Origin of the sequence: uncultured Amaricoccus sp. (genome assembly GCF_937858865.1) — a bacterium.
In the GTDB taxonomy this organism is placed as follows: domain Bacteria; phylum Pseudomonadota; class Alphaproteobacteria; order Rhodobacterales; family Rhodobacteraceae; genus Amaricoccus.
Window position 1 is genome coordinate 1 of the sequence record NZ_CALLYO010000377.1, and the last position, 4656, is coordinate 4656.

The following is a 4656-nucleotide window of genomic DNA, read 5'->3' on the forward strand; positions in this document are numbered from 1 at the left end:
CCCCCGGCCGTGCGCCCCGCACGGCCTGCGCCTGCCAGCCCCCCGGGCAGGCGCACCCGACGGTTCCGCCTGGCGGCGCCGCCGGGGATATTGCCGGAACGCTCGGCTGCGGCGCCGTTCGGCCGAGGTGCGCCGGCCCGCAGGCAGGCGCAGGCCGTGCTCATCGCGAGCGGTGCCGTGCAAGAGCAGCGAAGCGATCATCCCGATCGCGCGTCAGACTTCCTCCACCGCCACCCGGCGGGCGTCGAAGGCGATGAGGCCGGCGATGCGCGCCGCGCCCTCGGGCGGCGTCTCGTAGGACCAGGCGGCATCGGGGATGAGCCCCTGGGCGGTCACGATGCCGAAATACTGCGCCGGGCCGAGCGCGTCGCTCGCGCGGCGGGTCTCGGAGCTCTCGAGGAAGGCCATGCCGAGATCCTCGCGCGGGAAGAAGATCATCCCCTGGCCCTCGATCTCGCTCGCCGCCTCGATCAGCTCGATGGCGCGCGAACTCTCGCCGATGACGGCGCCGCCGGCGCGCACCACCCAGGTCCCGCCGGCAGCCACGATCACGGGTTGCTTGGGCATCTCTCTCTCCTTGTCACAGCGGCTGGCAGGCCGCGCGCAGCCAGCGCGCGGTCTCGGGATCGAGATGCGGCGACAGCGCCTCCGCAACCCGGGCGTGATAGGCGTCGAGCCAGGCGCGCTCGCCGGCATCGAGCAGCCGCAGGTCGATCAGCCGGCGGTCGATCGGCGCGAGCGTCAGCACCTCGAAGCCCAGCATCGGCCGGTCGCCCCCCCGCACCGCCGCCGGCGGCCGCACCAGGGCGAGGTTCTCGAGCCGGATGCCGAAGGCGCCCTCGCGGTAGTGGCCGGGCTCGATCGAGAGCATCATCCCCGGTAGCAGCGGCTCGGGCCCGCGCCGCGACAGGCTTTGCGGCCCCTCGTGCACCGCGAGGTAGGAGCCGATCCCGTGCCCGGTGCCGTGGTCGTAGTCCATCCCCGCCTGCCAGAGCGGCACCCGCGCCACCGCGTCGATGTCGCGCCCGGCGAGCCCCTCGGGCCAGGTGAGCCGGCACATGGCGACAAGCGCCTTCAGCACCAGGGTGAACGGCCGGATGGCCTCCGCCGGCGCCTCGCCCACCGCCACGGTGCGGGTGATGTCGGTCGTGCCGTCGGCATACTGCGCGCCGCTGTCGACGAGCAGGATCTCGCCCGGGCTCACCAGCCGGTTCGAGGCCTCGCTGACCCGGTAGTGCACGATCGCCCCGTTCGGCCCGGCGCCGCAGATCGTCTCGAAGGAGATGTCGCGGAGCTGGCCGGTCGCGGCGCGGATCTCCTCGAGCCGCCGCACCACGTCGATCTCGCTCAGGCCGCCCTCCGGCGCGGTGGCGTCGAGCCAGGCGAGGAACTCGGCCATCGCCAGCCCGTCGCGCAGGTGCGCGGCGCGGGCGCCGGCGATCTCGGCCGGGTTCTTGATCGCCTTGGGCAGGATGCAGGGATCGCGCTCCCAGACCAGCTCCGCCCGCCCGGCCGCGGCGATGCGGTCGGAGACCCAGGCGGGCGCCGAGGCCTTGTCGACGGCGATCCGCCCCTTCAGCCCGTCGAGCGCCGGCCCGAAGGCCTCGGGCGGCGCGATGCGCACCTCCGGCCCGAGGTGCGCCCGCACCGCCGCGTCGGCCTTGGCCGGATCGGTGAAGAGATCGACCCGCCCGTCGGCGCCGAGGACGGCGAAGGCGAGCGCGACCGGGGTGCGGGCGATGTCCGAGCCGCGGACGTTGAGCAGCCAGGCGATCGAATCGGGCAGCGTCAGGACGGCCGCCGCGAGGTCCCGCTCGACGAGGCCCCGCGCGATCTCCGCCCGCTTCTCGGCCGAGCTGCGCCCGGCCAGCTCCAGCGGATGCGCCACGATCGGCCGCGCCGGCGGCGGCGGCTGGTCGGGCCAGGCGCGGTCGACGAGGTTCCCGACCGGGACGAGGCCGATCTGCCGCGGGCCGAGCACCTCGGCCAGCTCCTCGATCTCGCGCGCCGTGTGCAGCCAGGGGTCGTAGCCGACGCGCCCGCCCTGCGGCAGCGCCCCGGCCAGCCAGTCGGACGCCCGGTCCTTCGGCAGCCGGCCGATCTCGAAGCACGCGGTGTCGACCTGCCCCTGCACCTGCAGCACGTAGCGCCCGTCGACGAAGACGATGGCGCGCCCCGCGGTCACGGCGGCGAGCCCGGCCGAGCCGGTGAAGCCGGTCAGCCACGCCAGCCGCTCGTCGCGCGCCGGCACGTTCTCGCCCTGGTGGGCGTCGGCGCGCGGCACGAGGAAGGCGTCGACCCCGGCCTTCGCCATCTCCGCGCGCAGCGCCGAGAGGCGCGCGGCCCCGGTCGAGGGGGTGGTCCGGCGGCGGAAGTCCTGCAGCATGGCGTTCCTTAGGCAAGCGTTAACCCCAAGCTGTTAGCGGCGGAGGGGTGGCGAGGTCAATCGCCGGCCCCGCCGCCGGCCCCGCTGGGGGAAGGGAGGAGCCATGCGCGCCGTTCTTGCGATCCTGTTCCTCGCCGCCGCGATCTGGCGCACGGGCGCGGACTGGCAGGCGACGATCGGCGTCGGCTACGCCTTCCGGCCGATGAGCTTCGGCGGGATGATCGCGCACCGCTGGCCGGACGACTATCGCAACCTGGTCGAGAGCCTGCAGGCGAGCGGCGTCCCCTTCGTCTGGGACCCGGTCGGCGCGCTGCTCCTGTCGCTGCCGGTCGGGCTCGTCCTCGCGGCGATCGCGCTCGGCATCTGGATGACGCGCGCGCGCCCCGGCGCGCGGCGGTAGCGCCGGCTCACGCCCGCATCCGCCCCCGCGTGCCGCGCGCCTGGCGGACGGGATCGTTGTCGAAGAGGGCGGCGAGCTGCTCGGTCATCGCGCCGGCGAGCTGCTCCACGTCGGTGATCGTCACCGCCCGCCCGTAGTAGCGGGTCACGTCGTGGCCGATGCCGATGGCGATGAGCTCGACCTGCCGCCGCCGCTCGATCATGGCGATGACGTCGCGCAGGTGCTTCTCGAGGTAGCTGGCCGGATTGACCGACAGCGTCGAATCGTCGACCGGCGCGCCGTCGGAGATCACCATCAGGATGCGCCGCGCCTCCGGCCGCCCGAGCAGCCGCCGGTGCGCCCATTCCAGCGCCTCGCCGTCGATGTTCTCCTTGAGCAGCCCCTCCTTCATCATCAGCCCGAGGTTCGGCCGCGCCCGCCGCCAGGGGGCGTCGGCGGCCTTGTAGACGATGTGGCGGAGGTCGTTGAGCCGGCCGGGCAGGGGAGGGCGCTGCGCGGCGAGCCAGGCCTCGCGGCTCTGGCCGCCCTTCCAGGCGCGGGTGGTGAAGCCGAGGATCTCGACCTTCACCTGGCAGCGCTCGAGCGTCCGCGCCAGCACGTCGGCCGAGATCGCCGCGATCGAGATCGGCCGCCCGCGCATCGAGCCGGAATTGTCGAGCAGCAGCGTCACCACCGTGTCGCGGAAGTCGGTGTCGCGCTCCATCTTGAAGGAGAGGGGCGTCAGCGGGTTCGCCACCACCCGGGCGAGGCGCCCGGCGTCGAGCGTCCCCTCCTCGAGGTCGAAGTCCCAGGCCCGGTTCTGCTGCGCCTGCAGCCGCCGCTGCAGCCGGTTGGCGAGCCGCGCCACCGCGCCCTTCAGGGGCTCGAGCTGCTGGTCGAGATAGGCCCGGAGCCGCTCGAGCTCGATCGGGTCGGCGAGGTCCTCGGCCGCGATCTCCTCGTCGAAGCGGGTCTCGAAGACGGTGTAGGCCGGATCGGCCTCGGACCAGGGCGGGGGAGGGCGGCGCTCCGGCGCCTCGCCCTCGTCGGCCTCGAGGTCCTCGGCCATCTCCGCGGCATCGGAATCGTCGAGCGCGGCCTGCATCTCCTGCGGCTCGGCGCGGCTCTCCGAGGGGGTGTCCTCGGCCGACTCCTCCGCCTCGCTGTCCTCCTCCGCGTCGCCGCGCGACTCGTCGGGATTCTCCTCCGCCTCCTCGCTCTCGCTCTCCTCGGTCTCGTCGTTGTCGTCCGGATCCTCGCCGAGCTCGTCCGCATAGCCGAGATCGGCGATGACCTGCCGGGCGGCGCGCGCGAAGGCCTGCTGGTCCTCGAGCACCGGCGCGAGGTCCGCCAGCGCCCGCCCGGCATGGCCCTCGAGATGATCGCGCCAGAGCTCCATCACGTGCTGGGCCCCCTTCGGCAGCGGCCGGCCGGTGGCGAGGTGGCGCACCAGGTAGCCGGCGGCCTGGGCGAGCGGCGCCTGCGCCGGATCGGTGATCTCGCCGTAGCCCATGCGCCGCGCGTCCTCGGCGATGCGGGCGTCGATGTTGCCGGCCGTGCCCGGCATGGCGCGCGCGCCCACCGCCTCGCAGCGCGCCGTCTCCATCGCGTCGAAGAGCGCCGACGCCGCCTCGCCCTCGGGGGAATAGCGGCGGTGGGTGGCGTCGTCGTGATAGCGCAGGCGCAGCGCGAAGGCGTCCGCCGTGCCGCGCGCCAGCAGCACCTCCTCGCGCGTCATCCGCCGCGTCACCTGCGGCAGGCGCATGGCGCCGGCCGAATAGCCCGGCGGGTCGACCGAATAGGCGACGGTCAGCTCCCGCTCCCCGGCCATGGCGCGCGTCGCCTCGGCGAGGGCCTTCTTGAACGGATCGGCAGGGCTTTCGGCGGGCTT

Annotated in this window: 4 protein-coding genes; 1 reads left to right on the plus strand and 3 read right to left on the minus strand. The window is 74.5% G+C overall.

Translation table 11 applies throughout. The features are described 5' to 3' along the window. Window positions 1–213: 213 nt before the first annotated feature. Both Q0112_RS10865 and Q0112_RS10870 read right to left on the minus strand, forming a co-directional pair. Window positions 214–567: a DUF427 domain-containing protein gene (locus Q0112_RS10865; protein ID WP_297975093.1), complete on the minus strand. Its 354-nt coding sequence runs from the start codon at window positions 565–567 to the stop codon at window positions 214–216. Between the two features lie 13 nt (window positions 568–580). Then, window positions 581–2386 carry an aminopeptidase P family protein gene (locus Q0112_RS10870; protein ID WP_297975096.1) on the minus strand — a complete coding sequence of 602 codons (1806 nt, stop codon included), beginning with the start codon at window positions 2384–2386 and terminating at the stop codon, window positions 581–583. 103 nt (window positions 2387–2489) lie between these two features. Here Q0112_RS10870 and Q0112_RS10875 point away from each other — a divergent pair, with 103 nt between their 5' ends. Beyond that, entirely contained in the window at window positions 2490–2786 is a 297-nt protein-coding gene (locus tag Q0112_RS10875; protein WP_297975099.1) for a hypothetical protein, read from the plus strand. A 7-nt stretch (window positions 2787–2793) separates the two neighbouring features. On the opposite strand, the gene cobT is transcribed toward Q0112_RS10875, so the two are convergent. After that, on the minus strand, window positions 2794–4656 hold a 1863-nt coding region (gene cobT, locus Q0112_RS10880; protein WP_297975101.1), incomplete at its 5' end, for a cobaltochelatase subunit CobT.

Excerpts from the sequence above, each read along its gene's own strand:
- Q0112_RS10875 (WP_297975099.1), top strand. The coding sequence starts at position 2,490 with ATGCGCGCCGTTCTTGCGATCCTGTTCCTCGCCGCCGCGATCTGGCGC.
- Q0112_RS10865 (WP_297975093.1), bottom strand. The coding sequence starts at position 567 with ATGCCCAAGCAACCCGTGATCGTGGCTGCCGGCGGGACCTGGGTGGTG.
- Q0112_RS10870 (WP_297975096.1), bottom strand. The coding sequence starts at position 2,386 with ATGCTGCAGGACTTCCGCCGCCGGACCACCCCCTCGACCGGGGCCGCG.